This window comes from Microbacterium faecale, assembly GCF_014640975.1.
Classification (GTDB): domain Bacteria; phylum Actinomycetota; class Actinomycetes; order Actinomycetales; family Microbacteriaceae; genus Microbacterium; species Microbacterium faecale.
The window spans coordinates 33,689-52,724 of record NZ_BMHO01000003.1 but is presented as its reverse complement, the minus strand read 5'-3'; the positions used below and the strand labels follow the sequence as shown (position 1 = coordinate 52,724).

At 66.0% G+C, this 19,036-nt stretch carries 16 protein-coding genes; 12 read left to right on the top strand and 4 right to left on the bottom strand.

Going from position 1 to position 19,036, the window contains the following annotated elements:
• Positions 1–26: 26 nt before the first annotated feature.
• The 3 genes from IEW87_RS14830 (at position 27) to IEW87_RS14820 (ending at position 2,313) form a co-directional block, all read left to right on the top strand.
• Positions 27–788 (top strand): MerR family transcriptional regulator, encoded by a 762-nt coding sequence (locus tag IEW87_RS14830; protein ID WP_188713177.1) that lies wholly within the window; start codon positions 27–29, stop codon positions 786–788.
• Positions 789–860: 72 nt separating this feature from the next.
• Positions 861–1,595: a GOLPH3/VPS74 family protein gene (locus IEW87_RS14825; RefSeq protein ID WP_188713176.1), complete on the top strand. Its 735-nt coding sequence runs from the start codon at positions 861–863 to the stop codon at positions 1,593–1,595.
• Between the two features lie 166 nt (positions 1,596–1,761).
• Positions 1,762–2,313 (top strand): small multidrug efflux protein, encoded by a 552-nt coding sequence (locus IEW87_RS14820; RefSeq protein WP_188713175.1) that lies wholly within the window; start codon positions 1,762–1,764, stop codon positions 2,311–2,313.
• A 306-nt stretch (positions 2,314–2,619) separates the two neighbouring features.
• Here IEW87_RS14820 and IEW87_RS14815 read toward each other — a convergent pair whose 3' ends face one another.
• Positions 2,620–3,096: a GbsR/MarR family transcriptional regulator gene (locus IEW87_RS14815; protein ID WP_188713174.1), complete on the bottom strand. Its 477-nt coding sequence runs from the start codon at positions 3,094–3,096 to the stop codon at positions 2,620–2,622.
• Between the two features lie 41 nt (positions 3,097–3,137).
• The gene (locus IEW87_RS14810) at positions 3,138–4,010 is read right to left on the bottom strand and encodes an alpha/beta fold hydrolase (protein ID WP_188713173.1); all 873 of its coding nucleotides are present in this window, start codon (positions 4,008–4,010) and stop codon (positions 3,138–3,140) included.
• A 308-nt stretch (positions 4,011–4,318) separates the two neighbouring features.
• On the opposite strand from IEW87_RS14810, the gene IEW87_RS14805 reads away from it, so the two are divergent.
• The 5 genes from IEW87_RS14805 to IEW87_RS14785 all read left to right on the top strand — a co-directional run bounded on the left by IEW87_RS14805 (position 4,319) and on the right by IEW87_RS14785 (position 10,096).
• Entirely contained in the window at positions 4,319–4,573 is a 255-nt protein-coding gene (locus IEW87_RS14805) for a DUF6458 family protein (RefSeq protein ID WP_229731238.1), read from the top strand.
• Between the two features lie 85 nt (positions 4,574–4,658).
• On the top strand, positions 4,659–5,033 hold the full coding sequence (locus IEW87_RS14800; RefSeq protein ID WP_188713172.1) for a nuclear transport factor 2 family protein: 375 nt from the start codon (positions 4,659–4,661) through the stop codon (positions 5,031–5,033).
• 240 nt (positions 5,034–5,273) lie between these two features.
• Positions 5,274–6,755 (top strand): aldehyde dehydrogenase family protein, encoded by a 1,482-nt coding sequence (locus tag IEW87_RS14795; RefSeq protein ID WP_188713171.1) that lies wholly within the window; start codon positions 5,274–5,276, stop codon positions 6,753–6,755.
• Between the two features lie 60 nt (positions 6,756–6,815).
• The gene (locus IEW87_RS14790; RefSeq protein ID WP_308420934.1) at positions 6,816–8,372 is read left to right on the top strand and encodes a GMC family oxidoreductase; all 1,557 of its coding nucleotides are present in this window, start codon (positions 6,816–6,818) and stop codon (positions 8,370–8,372) included.
• Between the two features lie 173 nt (positions 8,373–8,545).
• Complete coding sequence (locus IEW87_RS14785) at positions 8,546–10,096, top strand: ABC transporter substrate-binding protein (protein ID WP_188713169.1); 1,551 nt, start codon at positions 8,546–8,548, stop codon at positions 10,094–10,096.
• Between the two features lie 86 nt (positions 10,097–10,182).
• Here IEW87_RS14785 and IEW87_RS14780 read toward each other — a convergent pair whose 3' ends face one another.
• Entirely contained in the window at positions 10,183–13,587 is a 3,405-nt protein-coding gene (locus tag IEW87_RS14780; RefSeq protein ID WP_188713168.1) for an ATP-binding protein, read from the bottom strand.
• Positions 13,588–13,771: 184 nt separating this feature from the next.
• On the opposite strand from IEW87_RS14780, the gene IEW87_RS14775 reads away from it, so the two are divergent.
• Positions 13,772–15,202, top strand: coding sequence for a sunset domain-containing protein (locus IEW87_RS14775; RefSeq protein WP_229731237.1), 1,431 nt, complete (start codon positions 13,772–13,774; stop codon positions 15,200–15,202).
• Positions 15,203–15,208: 6 nt separating this feature from the next.
• On the opposite strand, the gene IEW87_RS14770 is transcribed toward IEW87_RS14775, so the two are convergent.
• A complete protein-coding gene (locus IEW87_RS14770) occupies positions 15,209–15,370 on the bottom strand; it encodes a hypothetical protein (protein ID WP_188713167.1) in 162 nt (53 codons plus the stop codon).
• Positions 15,371–15,523: 153 nt separating this feature from the next.
• On the opposite strand from IEW87_RS14770, the gene IEW87_RS14765 reads away from it, so the two are divergent.
• The 3 genes from IEW87_RS14765 to IEW87_RS14755 all read left to right on the top strand — a co-directional run bounded on the left by IEW87_RS14765 (position 15,524) and on the right by IEW87_RS14755 (position 18,907).
• Positions 15,524–17,038, top strand: coding sequence for an FAD-dependent oxidoreductase (locus IEW87_RS14765; RefSeq protein WP_188713166.1), 1,515 nt, complete (start codon positions 15,524–15,526; stop codon positions 17,036–17,038).
• Positions 17,039–17,104: 66 nt separating this feature from the next.
• A complete protein-coding gene (locus IEW87_RS14760; RefSeq protein WP_188713165.1) occupies positions 17,105–18,061 on the top strand; it encodes a hypothetical protein in 957 nt (318 codons plus the stop codon).
• A 45-nt stretch (positions 18,062–18,106) separates the two neighbouring features.
• Positions 18,107–18,907: an alpha/beta fold hydrolase gene (locus IEW87_RS14755; RefSeq protein ID WP_188713164.1), complete on the top strand. Its 801-nt coding sequence runs from the start codon at positions 18,107–18,109 to the stop codon at positions 18,905–18,907.
• Positions 18,908–19,036 lie beyond the last annotated feature (129 nt).

The window sequence follows — 19,036 nt, the reverse complement described above, 5'->3', positions numbered from 1 at the left end:
TCCGCCGAGTAGCAACGGAGGCTTTCATGGCATGGAGCACTCGTGAACTTGCGGAACGAGCCGGGACGACGGTGAACACGATCCGTCACTACCACCGGCTCGGACTGCTCGAGGAACCGGAGCGCGAGTACAACGGATATAAACAATACGAGGTGCATCATCTTGTGAGCCTCTTGCGTATCCGCCGTCTCGCCGACCTCGGCGTGCCCCTCTCTCAGATCCGTGACGTCCGGGCGAGCACCGACAGCACGCCGCAGACCCTGCGTGAGCTCGACGCCGAGCTCGAGGAGAGCATCCGCAGGCTGGAGGAGGCGCGAGCCGACATCGCCGTCATCCTGCGCGATGAGGTTCCGGCAGACACGCCCGCCGGGTTCGCGTCGGTGGCGGGCAGGCTGTCGGAGACAGACGCTTCCATCCTTCACATCTACACGCAGCTGTATGACGAAGCGGCACTCGCCGACATCCAGAAGATCGCTGAGGATGTCGAGGACGTGGCTGTCGATCTCGATCGGCTGCCGCCCGACTCCGATGAGGAGGTCCGACGCGCGCTCGTTCCGCGGCTCGCCAGGAGCCTGGCGCGGAATCTCATCGACTATCCGTGGTTGAACGATCCGGCGTCTCATCTCTCCAAGAGCGGCTACGTCACCTCGCAGACCATGATCGAGGCCATCCACGAACTGTACAACCCGGCGCAGCTCGACGTGCTCGGGCGGGCGCACGAGGCCGCGCGAGAGCTGGTGCTGAAGCTGCAGGAATCGGAAGAGGGACCAGAATCCGGAGCGGGTTGACCGCGTGCTGGGAACACGGTGCAGACTGCGGTCGCAGGATTCGTCTGCAGGCATGAGAAAGGTGCACCGAATATGACCGACGAACAGCGTGAACCACGCGTCGCATCCCAGGAGAGCGTCGGCGGTCGTGCGGACGGCGCGCAGACACTCGCGGAGGATCTCCTCCTGGTGCTCTTCCAGCCGCAGTCCGGCACGATCTCCGGCGAGGGGACGCTCTACTACGTCCTCGCGGGAGCAGTTCTCGCCGACCTCGGCCTCGGCGCTCATGTTCGAACCGGGACGGGACGGCTGGGGGGCCTGACGGTCGAGGCCGTGGCCGACAACCCGCCGTCCGATCACCTGCTGCGCGCCACCTGGGAGTACGTGGCCGACAAGCCTCGAGGAGTGCAGACGGTGCTGGCGGCGACGGGCCCCACGCTGCGCGAGCCGCTGCTGGACCGGTTGATCGAGCGCGGCGAGCTGCGTCGTCGCGCTCGCAGGTCGCTCGGCTTCATCCCCTCTTCGGTGATCGAGGAATCAGACTCAGCGCGCCGTCGGGCGCTGCTCGCCGACATTCGGGCCGTGCTCGTCGACGGAGCCGAACCCACACCCCGCACCGCTGCTCTCGCCGCGCTCCTCTACGGCAGCGGGACGCTCCCTCAGTTCGACCGCGACATCCCATGGACGTCCCCGGTGATCACGCGGGCCGAGGAACTCAAAGAGGGAAACTGGGGAGCCGACGCGACCGCGCAGGCCGTGGCGCGCAGCGTCACCTCGCTCATCGTCAGCAACGTCATCGTCGCCGCCGCCGTCCTGCCGCGTACCTAGGCCGCCTGAAGACGCCTGAAAACCGCCGGTTTCCTGGAGTTTCACGGCCACGTGGACGCTCTTTCCTGTGGGTTTCCTTCCCGCGCTTGACCCTGTTCTGAGAACACAGCTTCTACTGGGTGACGCATGAAGAATCCGCACGCAAATCTGGGAAGGAAGTAGAAAAATGGACCCGATCGAGCAGCTCGTACGAGGCTTTCAAGACCTCGTGGCGTACGTGCCTGAACTGGTGCAGCCGTTCGTCGTCATGCTCGCGGGAGCGGTCCCCTTCGTTGAGGGCGAACTCGCGGCCCTGGTCGGCATCGTCGGAGGGATCAACCCGATCGTCGCGGGCATCTTTGCAGCCGTAGGCAACTTCGTGAGTGTCCTCCTCGTCGTGCTCGTCACCTCGCGCGCGCGCACAGCAGTGGTCGATCGTCGAGCTGCGCGAGTACCCGTGACCGTGGGCGCCGTGAATGCCGCTGAGGACTTCGCCGCCGAGAAGTCGGAGTCGAAGGGCCGCGCGAAGTTCAAGCGGTGGGTAATCCGCTTCGGTGTCCCTGGCGCCAGTATCCTCGGCCCGCTGGCGATCCCGACTCAGTTCACATCCGCCATGCTGGTGGCCGGGGGCACCCCTCGGGCGTGGGTGCTGCTCTGGCAGGCCGTGGCCATCGCCATTTGGACGACTGTCAGCACGGTGTCTGTCTGGGCCGCGCTGACCTTCCTCGTCGGTGTGTGACACGAAGGTAGCCGTCGGGGAATCACGTCGCTGACACCCGAGCCGGAAGAGTGGTCTGGACGTAGCGTCACGGTGGATCACGAACGCCGCCAGCTCACGCTGGCAGCCTCACCAACCAACTACCTGTCTGGAAATCGGGTCGTCCATCAGAACTTACCGTTCATCCACCCAGGGGATCTACGCGGGCACTCTCAAACGACGCACGCACACACGCTCCCAGACCTTTCAGACGAGTCAAGTCGCTACATTGCCGTCTGAGCGGCGCTGGATCATGCTGAAAGGTGACCCATCCACTGCGCGCCGGATTCAGGGGCGACGAGAGGCTTGCCACTGTCCCCAGCGGTCCCACATCGCTGGCAGTTCGACCTCGAGGAAGGCATAAAGTTCGGCGACGTTCTCGAGCCTGTCGCGACGACCCGTGGACGACTCGCCCAGGACGCTGAGCCCGCGCTCGACGATCTGACGGAACGCGGTCGTCTTCGCGTACCGATTCGCGAGCATTCGGCTCCAGCCGTCGGCACCGATGCGCAGATACTCCTGTCGCTGACCGCGCTTGCGGACGCTCTCGACCAGGCCGCTCGGGGTGAGCAGCTTCGCGGAGGAGCTGATCGAGCTGCGGCTTACCTCGAGAACGCGTGCGAGATCAGCGGCGCTCTGCTCAGGGGGGTCGCTGATGAGCAGCCAGCCGATCACGCGCCCGGAGATGAGTGGCATCCCCTCGTCGGCGAAGAACACCGCGACCTCGTCGACGAAGTCGAGTTCGGTTTCCGTGGGGTTGGTCATGTGCTCATCCTCGAGAGAGGTCGTGTCACGAAGTGTCCGCATCATTCTGCCAGGAAGGTCGAGATCAGCCCGTTGACGAGATCGGGCCGCTGCCGATTCGGCCAGTGCCCAGTCTCTTCGATGAGCTCGTAGGAGGCGTTCGGGATGGCCTCCGCAGCCGCACGAGTGTGCTTAGGTGCGATGCCGACATCCTTGTCGCCCTGAATGATGAGCGTCGGGCACTGGATCTCGTGCAGCCGCGGCCGCAGGTCGACGTTCATCCTCCGGAATCCGATGGATCCGTTCTGCCAGTCGGAAGACCCGGAGCCGTTCGCGACGGCATCCGCGTGGTACTCGTCGACGATCTCATCGAAGTCATCCACCGGGCCGGCGAACAGGCTCGTGCGAGCGAACCACGCGCATGCCGCACGGCTGCGGAAGATCCACGACGGCAGCGTGCGATTGAGGAATCGTGATTTCGCCATCAGCCAGAGCAGCTGATGGACGACGGGCGGGAAGGTGATGATCCCACCTGGCGCGAGCGCGACGATCTTCTGGACACGCTCGGGGCGTTCGATCGCGTAGGCGAGGGTCAGCGCTCCTCCTTGAGACACGCCGGCCAGCGATACGGTGTCCAGCTCGAAATGGTCGAGGGTAGCGTCGATGCAACTCAACATGCGCTCGTGGTGGGCCTTGCCGTCCCAGGGGGTGGATCCGCCCTGCTTCGGCCAGTCAAGAGCGAAGACGCGGTGAGATTCAGCCAGCGCCGGGATCGCCCGCCGCCAGCTAAGCGAGATGTTGTCGTTTCCAGCGCCGCTCAACAGCAGTATTGCGGGCCCGGTTGTGCCTCGCGTGACGACGCGGAGGGAGCCCTCTGGTTGGGGGATCCGCACCGAGACGCCGAGGTCGGCGGCCGTGTCTCGTGTGTCTGTCATGGATCGAGTTTAAGTCATTGCAGTAATTACTGCAATGACTGTATTCAACCCGTGCTCGGTATGCGTCCGCGGGGTATCAAGCAATCCTGCCGCTTCGGGTAGCGAATTCCTCGGGGGTCGTGGCCGTCTTCGAAGGAGTCGAACATCCGCATCGCGCCAGCGATATCCTCACAGGTGCGTCCGCGCGCCAGAGCGCCGCGTGATGCAGACATCCCGCCCGCACCGCCACCGGGGAGTCTCGACAGTGGCAATCCTCGCCGTTATCGTGGGCCACGAGGCGGCGGTTCCGCCGCGTGAGGAGCGTGATCATGCTGGTATTCGGAATCATTCTGATGGTGATCGGCGCGATCGTCGCATGGGCGGTGCCGGGCATCTGGCGACTCGAGGGCTTCGACTGGGCGCTCATCGGCTACATCCTGCTCGCAGCGGGGGCGGTGCTCACCATCCTTGGGATCGTGCAGCTGGTGCGGCGCGGACGCGCGACCACGACGACGCACACGGCCGTGGATCCTGCGGCGGGCACGCGTACGGACCACGTCGAGCGGCGCGACGACCTCACCTGAGCCAGGAGGGGGAGCACGCGTCATGTCGTGCGCGTGCTCGACGAGCGCCATTGCGCCTACGGGGCCACGTCACTAGCCTCTCCGCATGGCCGAGATTACGGCGGGCGAACTGCTCGACGTCGAGCATGCGGGCTGGCGCGCGCTGTGCGCTTCTCGGGGCGGCACCTTCTATGGCGAGCTCATGTTGCCGGACGCGCTGTTCATTCTTGTGAACGGAGCGACGATGACGCGTGACGATGTCGCCGCCAGCTTGGATGGCGCACCGGGATGGGACTCCTATGAGCTCGTCGAGGCGCGTCTCGTGCCGATCGCCGATGACGTCGCCGCACTCAGCTACCGCGCCACGGCGACCCGTGCGGATCTCCCGGAGCCGTTCACCGCGCTCATGTCCACCGTCTATCACCGCGTCGACGGGCGGATCCGCCTGGCGCTCTATCAGCAGACGACCATCACCCACTGACTCGGGCTCGCCCGTCGTGGTGCTGTGCCGCCAGCCACGAGTGACGTGCGCGACCTTCGGGTCGAGGCCGGTGTGACCGCGCGTCTCGGGTGATGACGAAGGCCACTGGGGCGGCACGAAGCTGCCGTGAGTGGCGCATGCTTGCCAACAACTTAAAGGTCTAAGCTATATTGGTGGGGCCTTCACTTTGTAGGGCGGAGGCATCGACGCCGACCCGGCGTGAATAGTGATAGGAAAGCCATGGCGCAAAGAAGCGTAACTCTAGGGGGAATTGTCGACGTCCCGACGGGCCTCTTCATCGACGGGCAGTGGGAAGTGGCCCACGACGGCGCGACCGTCGCGAACATCAACCCCGTCGACGGACAGACGCTGGCCGAGGTCTCAGCTGCGGGCAGCCCCGACGTAGACAGGGCCGTCGAGGCAGCGCGGCGTCAGTTCGACTCCGGCCAATGGTCGTCGATGTCTGGGGCGGATCGAGCAGGTCTCCTGCAGCGTCTCGCTGATCTTATGGACCGCGACGCCGAGAAGCTGTCGACCATCCAGTCGTTCGAGAACGGAGCGCCGAGGCTCGCCGGCGCGATGTTCGACGTGCCCGGCTCGGCAGCGACGCTACGGTATTTCGCTGGCTGGGCCGACAAACTGACCGGGACAGTCATCCCGACGCCGGGCTTCATGGGGCGCGAAATGCTGTCCTACACGGTGCGCCAGCCGCGAGGAGTCATGGCCGCCATTGTCCCCTGGAACACGCCGCTCGCCGCGAGTATCAACAAGCTCGCCCCCGCTCTCGCGGCCGGGTGCACTGTCGTACTGAAGCCGTCGGAGGAAGCGCAGCTCGCGGTCCACTATCTCGGCCTCCTGATCCAGGAAGCGGGCATTCCCGACGGGACGGTCAACATCGTCACCGGTGTCGGCCAGGTCGCCGGAGCCGCGCTCGTCGCCCACCCCGGCGTTGACCACATTTCATTCACAGGCAGCCCAGAAATCGGCAAGCAGATCGCCCGCACCGCGGCGGACAGCCTCACACACGTCACGTTGGAACTCGGAGGGAAGTCACCTCAGCTCGTTTTCGCTGACGCGGACATCCGCCGCGCACTTCAAGACACCGCGACCGGTCTTTTCGTGAACCAGGGGCAGATCTGCGCCGCCGCATCGCGTGTTCTCGTGCACCGCGACGTCTATCGCGAATTCGTCGACGGCCTGGGCGCTGCGGCCGCGTCCATGCGGGTGGGGGATCCGAACGTCTCCGGCAATCAGCTGGGGCCGGTCATCAGTCAACGTCAGCTGGACCGGGTGCTCGGCTACATTCACGCTGGCAAGGAGGAAGGCGCTCGCCTTGTCGCCGGAGGGTCGCGCGTGGGGAGCAAGGGCTTCTTCGTCGAACCTACGATCTTCGCTGATGCGACCAATGACATGACGATCGCGCGCGAAGAGATCTTCGGTCCGGTCGGTACGGTTATTCCCTTCGATGACGACGAGCATGCGCTCGCCCTTGCCAATGATTCTGCATATGGGCTCACCGCTACCGTGTGGACGAGCGACATCTCGCGCGCGCATTCGTTGGCTCACCGCCTCCGCTCCGGAACGGTGTGGATCAACGGGTGGGGTGCGGTAAATCCGGCCCTCCCGTGGACGGGGTTCAACGGCAGCGGAACTGGCACCGAGCTTGGCCTGCGCGGCCTGGAAGAGGTCACTGAGGAGAAGGTCGTGAGCGTGATGCTCTGAGCGGGTGCGGACCTTCTCACTTCCGCTCCTCCCCTTCACAAAACCTCGAACTCCTTCTTCATGAAAGGTCAACCAGAAATGTCATCGAACCCGACTGTCCAATGGGACTACATCGTCGTGGGTGGGGGCACAAGCGGCGCGATCATGGCCTCCCGCTTGAGTGAGGACCCTTCAGTGCGCGTACTCGTTCTGGAGGCCGGTCCAGATTTTCCTGCTTCCGAGGCGCCGTCTGATTTCAGCGGCATCGATCTTGAGGCCATTGGTCGTCTCGCGGAATATCCGGACCTGTACTGGCCGCAGGTGGTTGCGCGTCCGAACGGCACGCAGGAGCCGATGCTCTACGAGAGGGGGCGCGGCGTGGGCGGGAGCTCATCCATCAATGCCATGGTCGCGCTCCGGGGCTCGTCCGAGGACTACGATTCGTGGGCCGCTGAGGGGGCGTCCGGCTGGGCTTTCGCCGACGTGCTGACATCCTTCCGTCGGTTGGAACGGGACCTTGATTTCCCCGAATCAGATTTCCATAGCTCAACCGGGCCGATTCCCATCTATCGCGAGCCCGAGTCCGAGTGGGGAGGGATCGACCGAGCGCTCAAAGAATCGGCGCTTCTCGCCGGTCACCCATGGACTGAGGACGCGAATGCGCCCGACGCGACCGGCGTCTCCCCGGTGCCGGCGAACTACCAGGACGGCAAGAGGGTGTCGACGAACGCCGGTTACCTTGAGGCCGCGCGATCGCGCTCGAACATCACGATCAAGGGTGACGTGCTCGTCGACCGGGTACTCATCACCGATAGCGTCACGCGTGGAGTGCAGTTGGCGGACGGCTCGACCCACCGCGTCGCAGAGGGCGGCGAGGTGATCCTCAGCGCGGGAGCCATCAACTCACCGACCATCTTGCAGCGGTCAGGCATCGGCCCCGCTGACCTGCTCGCGCAGCTCGGGATCGATGTTGTCGCGGATCTCCCGGTTGGGGACGGTCTTCAAGACCACGCTGGTGTGTGGCTGGCCTTCCCCTCGACCGACGCAGCGCGACGCAGCACGAGTCCTCGTCCCACGCACATCCTGCTTCGTTACAGCTCGAACATCGGTGAATCGCGGCCCAATGACATGATGATGATGGGCGCGAACGAGGCGTTCTTCCCTGGGCAGCACGGGTCAGCGCTGGGTGTCATTCTGCACCAGCCCTTCTCCCGTGGGTCGGTCCGAATCACCTCGACCGATCCGGCGGTCGGCCCCGAGGTCGACATGAACCTGCTGCAGCATCCTGCCGATCGCGCCCGCATTTCCGACGGGCTGCGGCGGGCTCACGAGCTCTTGGAGAGTCCGCCCTTCAGTGAATACGTCGTGCGGCAGCCCGCACGTCTCGACGAAGAGGCGCAGCGAGCACGGGCGATGTGGGTGTGGCACGCATCCTCCACGTGCCGCATGGGCGGTGCTGATTCCGCGCAGGCGGTCGTGGGTCCTGACGCGCGCGTGCGGGGGGTCGATGGACTTCGAGTTGCGGACGCATCGATCATGCCATCGGTGCCCAGCGCGCCGACGAATATCGCAGCGATGATGATCGGGGAACACGTCGCCGCCATCATTCGACGCGACATCAGGGCTTCACGTAATTGACCTCTTTACGTTGGCGGTCGGAATAACAAGCGCAGTGAGATATCCACGTCAGCTTCGTCTCCTCGGCCGGAGGCGAGCGGCGACTCTATTGTGTTAATTAGACGTCTATCTACCGTCTTGGGTGCTAATAGTTAGCGACCTTTCGTGGCGGTGTGAACTGGGAGTGCTTTTCAATGACGAAACGTAATAACCTGTACCGGAGAATCGGCGTGCTGTTTGTTGGCGGGATCGCATTTTCCGTGGCGAGTGGGTGCGCAAATAATCCCGACGCGGGAAACGCCGACGGTGAGCAAATCGATGGTCCGTCATTAGCGATCGCCGTCGAACAACCGGTCACCGGAGGGTGGGATCCAACCCAATGGACATTCTTGCAGTACTCGCAGGTTTCGCAAGCGGCGTATGAGAGTCTTCTGCACGCTACTGTCGAGGGCGACTTCTCTCCAGGGCTTGCCACCGACTGGGGCTTTGAGTCTGCCCTCGAGTTTCGAATGTCCCTCCGAGAGGGCGTCACCTTCAGTGACGGCGAGGCGTTCGACGCCGCCGCTGTCAAGGCCAACCTCGAGTACGGCAAGGCGTCGGACGGCAGAGGCGCCGCTCTCGTTCAAGCTGTCGACTCGGTGGACGTCGTTGACGAATACGAGGTGGTCATTCATCTGAGCACTCCTGTGCCGGATCTGGAGCTGATTCTGAGTCAGAACATGGGGATGATGGTCAGCCCCGCCGCGCTGGGGAAGCCCGCGGACCTCGTCAACGCGCCAGTCGGGGCCGGCCCATACGTTTTCGACGCCGCGGAATCAATCGAAGACTACTCGTACGTGTTCACCAAGAACCCTGACTACTGGGATGCCGACAATGTCGAATTCTCTGAACTCACCTTTCGCGTGATGTCAGACGCGCAAGCGGCCTTCAGTGCGCTGCAGGCAGGGGAGGTGAATCTCTCCTGGGCGACCCAGCTCGACGCGGATGCCGCGGAGTCTGCTGGCATCAACGTCTACGAGTCCGCTGGTCCGACGGTAGCTGGACAGTTCGTCGACTTGAATGGTGAACTGAACCCGGGTCTCGCAGACGAGCGTGTCCGGCAGGCGATCAACTACGCGATCAACCGTGAAGCAATCGCGGAGAACGTCATCATGGGATCGCCGACAAGCCAAATGTTTAGTCCTGAATCTGATTCGTTCGTTGACGCCCTCGACGACGCTTATCCATATGACCCGGAACGCGCTAAGCAGCTTCTCGTCGAGGCGGGCTATGCGGACGGGTTCACGTTCGCCGTCGGTTCCGTGGCGGCTCACCAGGTTCCTCTTCAGGCCGTGGCCGAGGACTTGGCTGCAGTAGGCGTGACACTTGAAATGGAGCTGCCACAGTTGGCGGAATTCGTCCCTGCGGCTATCAGCGGAAAGTTTCCCGCTGTGTTCGCTCCCGTATCATTCGCAAGTCCGTCACTCGACTTTCAGAATTTCATTTCCACGGAGGGCTCGAAGAACACCCGAAAGTACGAGGATGCGGATCTGATCGCGGCGCTGGATGACTCAGCGTTCCTGGAGCTCGAAGAGCGAACGGTCGAATACCAGAAGATCAACACCGTCCTCACAGAAGAAGCGTGGTTCTTCCCGGTCGTTCGGATGAATGCTTACTACTTCTACGACGAGACCGTGGACGGTCTCGAGCGGCCGGTGGGTCACCCGCTCCCAACGATCCGCACTCTGCACCCGAGTTCTGAATGACTCTCGGCTGCCACGGCGAGCGTGCGCGCCAGTATCGATGCGCATGAGCTGTGAAGAATCGAGGGCCAGGCGTGCGGCCGGCGTGATCAGGAGGCCCGTGCCACCTCATGATCGCGTCGGCGCGTTGCCTCTGCCGACCACACCGATGCGCCGATACGTCGACTGAGCGTCTCCGCGGCGGCGAGATGCTCCTCGGCGACCGCGTTCCACCCCTGCATCCGGGCCAGGATGCCGAGATGAAGATCGACCGGGCCGGCGTCGATGGTGCCGTTCGTGGCCACCATCGACCCGTAGGGCTGCAACAACTCGTAGAGGACGCCCGCGTGCTGGTGAAGCGACAGCTCCTCGCAGGCGAGCGTGAAGTAGTGGAGCGCGTGGAGCCAGAGGAGGTCTCGCGGTAGGCGTTCGAAATTCGTCGCCGCGAACTCGTCGATGACCGCCGTCGCGTCCTCCTGATGCCCGGAGCGCGACAGCGCGAGCGCGAGCGCTGCGTTCCACGCGGGGAGCCCGTCGGTGAGCGCTTCGGCCTGCTCCCGGACCGCGTCCATGATCTCGGGTAGCCGCCCCTGGAGCATCCGGAAAGTGAAAAGCTGCCCGGCGAACCAGGTGTAGGCGTCGGCCTGTTCGCTCTGCGTTCCGAGCTCGAGCGCCATCGCGGCCAGTCGCTCGGCCTCGTCGAAATTCCCACGCGCGCCCTGACGCATCGCCTGCCACGTGCGCAGCAGCCAGGTTCGCGCGGGATCTGCGCGAACCTCTGCCAATCGCACCGCTTCGTTGACATAGCGATCCGCAATCGAGAACTCCCCGAGACGCATCCGTGACTGGGCGGTCCCCACCGCGGCCGACAGACGCATCTGCCGGTCTCCCAGACGATTCGCGAGCGACATCAGCCGATCGTTCATGAGTGCGCACTCGGCCGGATCCTCGAACAGCGCGTGCAACACGGCGTACCGGTGCGCGAACACGAGAGCGAGGGCCTGCGGATCCCCGCTCTCTTCGGCGATGTCCAGCGCGCGCTTCGCAGCCGACAGAACCTCGTCGCGGAGGGCCGACTGCCGCACATGCTCCAGAGCCCACGCGCTCAGCAGCTTGGCGCGTGCGGGGAGGTCGTCGTCGGGACTGTGCGCGAGAGCCACCTCGATGTACTCGACGCGCTCGTCGTCGATTGCGGAGGTGTTCGACCACCATCCGCGGTTGTTGGCGAGCACCGCGGTCGTCAGACGCTCGGGGTCGTCGGCGCTCCGCGCGAGCCGGGAGGCTTCCAGAAGAGTGTCGCGGTACTGCGGCTGTGCGAGTCGCTGCTGGGCGCGCCCGAGCTCGATGAGGAGGTCGCACCGCAGCGTCGTGGGCGTCGCGGCTTCCATGAGACGTAGCGCGTCGCCGAGGAGTTCCTCGCCAGCGGCCGGCGCCCCACGGAAGAGCGCCTGCCTGCCCGCGGCGAGGAGGTGACGCACTGCGCGTTCGATACCGTCGACCACGTCGGAGCGCCGGTAGTGGTGCGCAATCAGCTGGTGATCGACCGCGACATCTCCGGTGTCGTCGCTGTCGAGGGCGCGGGCGATCTGCGCGTGCAGCGCGGCTCGCTCGGAGGCGGGGAGAGAGTCGTAGAGCACCGCGCGCACGATGTCGTGGCTGAATCGGTAGCGGAGAGGCTCCCCTTCAGCGTGTTCGATCAGTCGGTGGTGCAGCGCCGCGCTGAGGGCGGCGTCGCGCTCGGCTGGGGATATGCGCTCGAAGAAGTCGGTGAGGCGGAGTGGTGCGAACGTCGTACCGAGAACGGCGGCCCGCCTCAGCAGGCCGCGGGCGGCAGCCGGGAGAGCCATAATTCGACTCTCGATCACGCGACTCACTCCCGCGGGCGGCGGGGGGAGTTCGGTGGACGACGGCCGCTCGATGACCAGCTGGCGCGTGAGTTCGAGCATGAAGAGCGGATTGCCGCCTGATGCATCGAGGATGTAGTCGCGTCCCCACTCCGGCAGCCGGTCGTCGTCCGACATCCGTCCGCTCTCGTTGTCGATGAGCTGTCCCGCCTCGTGGAGACCGAACCGTCGGAGCGCGAGGTGGCTGACCTGCCCCGACTGCCGCAGCAGATCAGTGAGGGGCGAATCGTCGCCGGAGTCAATCTGGCGATCGCGCACGCAGACGATGACGAGCGCGTTGACGCGCCGCGGGCTATGCAGCAGGTGATGGATGGCGAGTTGCGACTCGTGATCGGCCCACTGGGCATCGTCGATGACAATGAGCCCCGGCTCCTCGCGGGTCGTGGCAGACAGCCAGGCGGCGATGGCGTCCAGGGCGCGGTGGTGATCCGCGTCGTCGCGGCGCGCACCATGATCGCCAAGGTCGTCGTCGACGTCGCCCCGCCAGCCCGGCAGGACCTGAGCGAGGTCGGGCGCGCGGCGTCGGAGCTCCGCCTCGTGCCGTGCGGGCAGGGGAGTGGCGAGATGCGCCTGCAGCAGCTGCGCGAACGCGCCGAATGCTGATCGGGTGGAGAACTCGCAGCGCGCCCGCAAGACGGTGACGCCTCGCGCGCTGAGCCTGTCAACCGCCGCGTCGGCAAGCCGCGTCTTTCCGATTCCCGGTTCGCCGCTGATCGTGACAACTCGGAGGCCGTCACCGCTCTCGCGCCAGGCCCGGTCGATGACGGCGAGCTCGTCGCGGCGGCCGACCAGGGTTTCGTCATGAGCGGCACTGAGGGGCGCGGCAGGCGTCGGCGATTCCGGCTGGTCCGCGGCCAGCGGATCCGCAGCCCCCGCCAGCAATGCGCGGTGCAGGCCCGCGAGCAGGGATCCTGGCTCCGTACCCAGCTCATCGATGAAGATCTCTCGCGCCTGACCGTATGCGTCGAGCGCCTCAGCCTCGCGCCCCGCCTGGCGCAGCGCGCGCATCAGCTGATGCCACGTCGACTCGCGCAGCGGGTCGGACGCGAGCGCCGCGCGCAGCTCGTCCAAGAGCGAAGCTCCGGCCCCGCACGCGAGCGCGGCCTCCGCGCGGTCGTGGCGGGCGATCCGCCTTCGTTCTTCGAAGTGCAATGCCGAGAGCCTCAGCCCGCGCGCTTCGGCGAGGTCGCCCAGGGCCGGACCGCGCCACACATCGAGCGCCTCGGTGAGCGTCTCCAGCGCACGCGAGTGCTCGCCGACCTCGAGCTGCGCGCATCCTGCCTCGTGCAGTGCGGTGAAGCGCACCGTATCGAGATCGAGTCGAGACGGATCGAGGCGGTACCCGCCCGCGACGAATTCGATCTCGAGGCGTAGCTGCTTGCGCAGGCGCGAGATGTGCGCCTGTAGCGCATGGGGAGCATCTGCGGGCTGCTCGTCATTCCACAGGTCGTCGATCAGCGTGTCGACGGGCACGGGGCGGTTCTCGCTGAGGGCGAGCCTCGTCAGGGCGATGCGCTGACGACGACTGCGCAACGGGACCAGGACGCTGTTGACGTGGGCCTCAATCGAGCCCAGCAGACCGACGCGTGTGCTCGCCTCCACCTGTCCCATTCGGCTTCCCCCGTTCGCCCGAGACGGCGCATCGACGTCGTCTCGGTTGGATCCCCGCGACGACAGGGATCGCGACGGCGTGACGCCTCTCCCTCACCTTACGCAATAGTCCTCGATATCGATATGCTGATGAGGGCGTGTTTTCTCCCCTGACGCCTCTGACAACTTCATGAAGGGCCCGGCGATGCGTCGCACAGTTTCCCTCGTCGTCGGCATGTTTGTCGCCGCCGCGCTGCTCATTGTTCCCGCGACTCCGGCGGTGGCCGAGTCGGTGCCGGACACGACCGACGTCACGCCTCCGGCCGCGGCAGCCACCTGGCGCGGAACCGTTTCAGACGCGGTTCGTGCCTTGCCCACTCGTGCGGATCACCGAGCCGGGTACGACCGCGGCAAGTTCGCTCACTGGATCGACGCCGACGGCGACTGCCAGGACACGCGCGCCGAGGTGCTCGTCGACGAATCGACGTCGGCGACGGCGGGCGGATGCACGATCCGTACCGGAACCTGGACTTCGTACTACGACGGTGTGACGACCACGAGTGCGTCTGCGCTCGACATCGACCACGTGGTCCCGCTCGCCGAGGCATGGCGATCGGGCGCACACGCCTGGAGCGCGGAGACCCGCAAGCGCTTCGCCAATGACCTCGATTCGCCACGATCGCTCGTCGCCGTGACCGCGTCGTCGAACCGATCGAAGAGCGACCGCGACCCCGCCGAATGGCTGCCTGCGCAGAACACATGCCGGTACGCGAAAGACTGGGTGGCGACGAAGATCCGGTGGGGACTGTCGGCCGATCGCGCCGAGAAAAACTCGCTCGCCTCGCTCGGCGAACGGTGCTTCGGCGACATCACGGTTCGCATCGCGAACCCCGGCAGCGGCCCGGAGAGCGGCAGCGGCGGCGGTGGGTCAAACTCGATTCCCGTGTACCGGTTCTGGTCGTCGACGTTCGATAACGCGCACTTCTACACGATCAACACGCGCGAGGCGCAGAACCTCCACTCGGGCGACCGCAACTGGGCGTACGAGGGCAAAGACTTCCGCGTCTTCCCCGTGAAGAACAAGCGTTGCCAGCCGGGAACGAAGGCGGCGTTCCGGTTCTGGTCGTCGTCGTTCCAATCGCACTTCTATACGATCAACGCCGCCGAGGCGAAGAAGATTCGCCGGACGGACAAGAACTGGAGCTTCGAGGGCACCGGCTTCTGCGCGGCGATGTCGACCACCGGCACCGTGCCGGTGCACCGCTTCTGGAGCGCGAAGTTCGGCAAGCACTTCTTCACGGCGAACGCCAACGAGGCGAACATGTTACGCCGGTCCGACCCGAACTGGACCTATGAGGGCGTGGCCTGGCAGTCCCCGACGTCCGGCGCACCCTCGCCGGACCTCGAGGATCCGCCCACGCCGAAGCCCAAGCCGAAGCCGGACGGCGTCGCGCCTCCGTCACCGAACGGCTGGGACTGCCCCGCAGGGTACCCGATCAAGGGAAACCACGCGAGCTCGGGCGAGCGGATCTACCACATGCCCGGGGGCGGGTACTACGACCGCACCAGGCCTGAGGAGTGCTTCGCCAGCGAGCGTGACGCGCGCGACGCCGGCTACCGCCGTTCGAAACGCTGACGGCGGCTACCGCCGGCGACCCGCGATCGAGCGGATGAGCCACGCGATGACGGCAATCAACACGAGCGCGATGCCGACCCAGAGCAGGAAGCGAACCGCCTCGACGATGCCGCCGAGCACCAGCAGCACCACGGCGACGATGACGATGATCCACAACAGAATGTTCATACTCGCCACTGTATGCACATCGAGAGGACGCGGACAGGGGGTTGACGACGACGCTCGTGTCGTCCAAGGGGCCAGCCGCGCTTCCCGTGGCGGTCTGGCGCCGCGTTGTCAACCTCCTTCCCGCAGCGGTCTGCGGTCGCTAACGTGCGCCGCATGGCTTCACTGTGGCAGCTGACCGCTCCCCGCATCCCGACCGACGAATGGCGCGCCGTGCCAGGCACGGTGGACGCGATCGTGGTGGGCGCGGGCCTCACCGGCCTCGTCACGGCCGTGCTTCTGGCCCGCGCCGGTGTGCAGACCGTCGTCCTCGAAGCCCGAGAAATCGGCGCGGCGACGACCGGAAATACGACCGGCAAGCTCAGTATTCTGCAGGGCGACGTCTTCTCGGAGATCCGTCAGCACAGCGGCGAAGACGTGCTGCACGCATACGCGCAGGCGAATCTCGAGGGGCAGGCGTGGTTGTTGCGCGAGCTCGAACGGATGGGGGTCGCGTTCGACCGCCGGCCCGCGGTCACCTACGCCGCGGCGGACGCGGACGACGTCGACACCCAGCTCGCCACGCTCGAGGCTGAGCGGACCGCCATGGAAGCGGCGGGGATCGAGGTCGTTCCCGACGCCACGACAGAGGATCCCCTCGCCGCCGTGGGCGCTGTGCGGCTTGGCGATCAGGCCCAGCTGCAGCCCATGGCGGTGTTGGCGGGGCTGACCGACGAACTGCGCGAGCGCGGCGGCCGGATCGTGACGGGCTGCCGCGTACGCGACGTGCAGGAAAGCGGCGAGGGGGTCTCGGTCGTGAGCGATCGCGGCACTATCGCGGCCGCGCGGTGCGTGCTCGCGACGGGATTTCCGATCCTCGACCGTGGACTGTTCTTTGCGAAGCTCGATCCGTCGCGCTCGTACGCCGTGGCGTACCGGCTTCCGCACGAGTCGCCGCCTCGAGACATGTATCTCTCCCTGGGGCGGTCGGGCCGGTCGCTGCGCACGGCGACGGGAGCGAACGGCGAGGAGCTCCTCGTCGTCGGCGGAGGACCGCACGTCACGGGCAGGTCGCCGGACACGGCACGTGCGCTCGGTGGCATCGATGCGTGGACTGCGGAGCGGTTCTCTTCGCCGGAGCGCGTCGCTTGGTGGGGCGCACAGGACTACAGAACCCACTGGCGGCTCCCGTTCGCGGGCGCACTGCCGCGCGGAGGCGGACGCATTTACACGGCGACCGGATACAACAAGTGGGGCATGACGAATGCCGTCGCGGCCGGGCTGACGATCGCCGCCGACATGCTCGGAGGGCACCTCGAGTGGGCCCACACGCTGCGCGAGCGCGCGTTGCGGATTCCGGCGGTGAAGGCCGCAGTCGGTGCCAACGCCGAAGTGGGGCGACGGGTGATCGTTGACTGGGCCTCGAGCGAGGCTGGCACCGGCGGCGGCGATGATGAACCCGCTGAGGGCGACGGGATCGTCGTGCGCGAAGGAGCTTCGCCGATCGCGATCTCCCGTGTCGACGGATCCATCTGTCGTCTGTCAGCCGTCTGCCCGCACCTCGGCGGAATCGTGACGTGGAACCGTGCGGAGCGCAGCTGGGACTGTCCTCTGCACGCCTCGCGGTTCTCCGCGACGGGCGAGCGTTTGGAGGGACCAGCCGTCGACGATCTCGCGTCCGCACCCGTGTGAGCGAGATGTGAACGCTGCGTGGTTGTCTGAGGGATCTCGCACGCGCACAGGAAAGCAGCACGCACCATGCCATTCACACGCAACGTCAGTACCCCCAGGATCACGACCGTCGCCACTCTGGTAGCAGCCACATTGATGCTCGGCGGATGTTTCTCAAACCCGATCGACGAGGTCGTGGACCAGATCGATGAGGCAGTCGCCGGGGAAGCAGCGGCTGAGGCGGCCGCCGATGACGAGCAGGCTGACGCCATCGAGGTCGAGGTCGAGGATTCGGACGGCGAAGTCGGACTCACGTCGGGCAATACCGTCCCCGACGGGTTCCCCGCCGAGGTGCCGTACATCGACGGCCGGATCATCGTCGGACAGGTCGCGGGTACGGGAGACAACAAGCTGTGGAGCCTTGGGATCGCGGTCGACGATGTCGAAGCCGCGTTCGCCGAGCAGGTCGAACTCGTCCGTGCAGAGGGTTTCGAACCCGGACTCGACAGCCCCGACGGTCTTCTCAAGCAGTTCTCGAAGGACGGCCTGGCGCTGTCGGTGAGCGCCTCCGAACTGGCGGACGGACAGCCGATGGTGATGGTCCAGGTCCAGAGCACGGCCTCTGACGATGGATCCTCCCGGCCCGAGGACGGAGCGAACGATGCGGACACAGACAACGCCGACGCAGTGGACGGCGACATCGTCTGTGAGGACGGCGATGCCGCCGCTCGTGCCGAGATTCCGAACGAACTCGCGGAGCTGAGCGTGCCCTTCTACCCGTGCCTGGTCGAGATGTCCGCGATCCCGGGAAGCGACCCGCTGTTCGTCGGGGAGTACGACACGGATCACCCGTCGGTCCTCGTCGAGGCCGAGATCCTCCTGCAGTTCGAAGGATCCGATTGGGAGGTCACCAGCCGCGCGAACGAGGGCGACAACACGATCACTCAGGCCGAGATGCCCGGATACTCGCTCGTCGTGGTGGTCGGCCCGAGCCGGATGCCCGACGCCGAGAGCAGCGTTCACTACACCTTGCGCCCCCAGTGACCACGGATCCGCGCCCCTGATGGAATCGCGGAGGACAATGGGCGTATGTCGTTCCCGCTGATCCCCGAGCTTCCGAAACCGCAGTATGTGATGTCGCAGGAGGGCTTCCGACTCGCGACGTACACGTGGGGTGACGAGGACGCGCCCACCGTCGTCGCGGTGCACGGCTTCGCTTCCAGCTGCCGCGACAACTGGGTGAACACGGGGTGGGTCAGCCGCCTCGTGCGAGAGGGGTTCCGCGTGCTCGGGATTGACCAGCGCGGGCATGGCGCGAGCGAGAAGCCCCACAGCCCCGAGGACTATACGATGGACGCGCTCGTCGCCGACGTCGGCGCCGTCCTCGACACGTACATGGTCTCGCCGGTCTCCTATCTCGGCTACTCGCTCGGAGCGCGTGTCGGATGGCACGTCGCGCACGGGTTCCCGCTGCGCGTGGGCCGCGCGATCCTCGGCGGCATCCCGGATGGGCGTCCCCTCGGCCGTCTCGACATCGCTCAGGCGCGCGCGTATATCGAGGACGGAACCGAGGTGACGGATCGGGTCACGCGCAACTACGTCACGCTCGCCGAGCGGGTCGCCGAGAACGACCTCCGCGCACTCGTCGCGCTCGCGGCGGGCATGCGATTCGGCGACGAGGATCCGGATCTCGGGGATCCGCCGCAGCAGCCGATCCTCGTCGCGACGGGATCCGAGGATCGGATCCTCGAGGAGTCTCGCGAGATCGCCGCCGGGCTGCCCGACGGGAGCTTCGTGGAACTGCCGGGGCGGCACCACTTCAACGCGCCGGGGTCGCGAGACTTCAAGGCGGCCGGCGTCGACTTCCTCAGGGCGGGGCGCCAGGACTGACCGCGACTGAAGCCCGTCGACAGGACGACGGCAGTTCGTGGACGGGCGCCGGGTTGACGCCGGATGAGCCCGGTGGGCCAAGAGTGTTGCCGTAGTCGTGCATCGGACGGTCGGCGAGGGCTGAGGCGG

Bases quoted from the DNA above. Each gene is read 5' to 3' on its own strand.
- IEW87_RS14830 (WP_188713177.1), top strand. From the start codon at position 27: ATGGCATGGAGCACTCGTGAACTTGCGGAACGAGCCGGGACGACGGTG.
- IEW87_RS14825 (WP_188713176.1), top strand. From the start codon at position 861: ATGACCGACGAACAGCGTGAACCACGCGTCGCATCCCAGGAGAGCGTC.
- IEW87_RS14820 (WP_188713175.1), top strand. From the start codon at position 1,762: ATGGACCCGATCGAGCAGCTCGTACGAGGCTTTCAAGACCTCGTGGCG.
- IEW87_RS14815 (WP_188713174.1), bottom strand. From the start codon at position 3,096: ATGACCAACCCCACGGAAACCGAACTCGACTTCGTCGACGAGGTCGCG.
- IEW87_RS14810 (WP_188713173.1), bottom strand. From the start codon at position 4,010: ATGACAGACACACGAGACACGGCCGCCGACCTCGGCGTCTCGGTGCGG.
- IEW87_RS14805 (WP_229731238.1), top strand. From the start codon at position 4,319: ATGCTGGTATTCGGAATCATTCTGATGGTGATCGGCGCGATCGTCGCA.
- IEW87_RS14800 (WP_188713172.1), top strand. From the start codon at position 4,659: ATGGCCGAGATTACGGCGGGCGAACTGCTCGACGTCGAGCATGCGGGC.
- IEW87_RS14795 (WP_188713171.1), top strand. From the start codon at position 5,274: ATGGCGCAAAGAAGCGTAACTCTAGGGGGAATTGTCGACGTCCCGACG.
- IEW87_RS14790 (WP_308420934.1), top strand. From the start codon at position 6,816: ATGAAAGGTCAACCAGAAATGTCATCGAACCCGACTGTCCAATGGGAC.
- IEW87_RS14785 (WP_188713169.1), top strand. From the start codon at position 8,546: ATGACGAAACGTAATAACCTGTACCGGAGAATCGGCGTGCTGTTTGTT.
- IEW87_RS14780 (WP_188713168.1), bottom strand. From the start codon at position 13,587: ATGGGACAGGTGGAGGCGAGCACACGCGTCGGTCTGCTGGGCTCGATT.
- IEW87_RS14775 (WP_229731237.1), top strand. From the start codon at position 13,772: ATGCGTCGCACAGTTTCCCTCGTCGTCGGCATGTTTGTCGCCGCCGCG.
- IEW87_RS14770 (WP_188713167.1), bottom strand. From the start codon at position 15,370: ATGAACATTCTGTTGTGGATCATCGTCATCGTCGCCGTGGTGCTGCTG.
- IEW87_RS14765 (WP_188713166.1), top strand. From the start codon at position 15,524: ATGGCTTCACTGTGGCAGCTGACCGCTCCCCGCATCCCGACCGACGAA.
- IEW87_RS14760 (WP_188713165.1), top strand. From the start codon at position 17,105: ATGCCATTCACACGCAACGTCAGTACCCCCAGGATCACGACCGTCGCC.
- IEW87_RS14755 (WP_188713164.1), top strand. From the start codon at position 18,107: ATGTCGTTCCCGCTGATCCCCGAGCTTCCGAAACCGCAGTATGTGATG.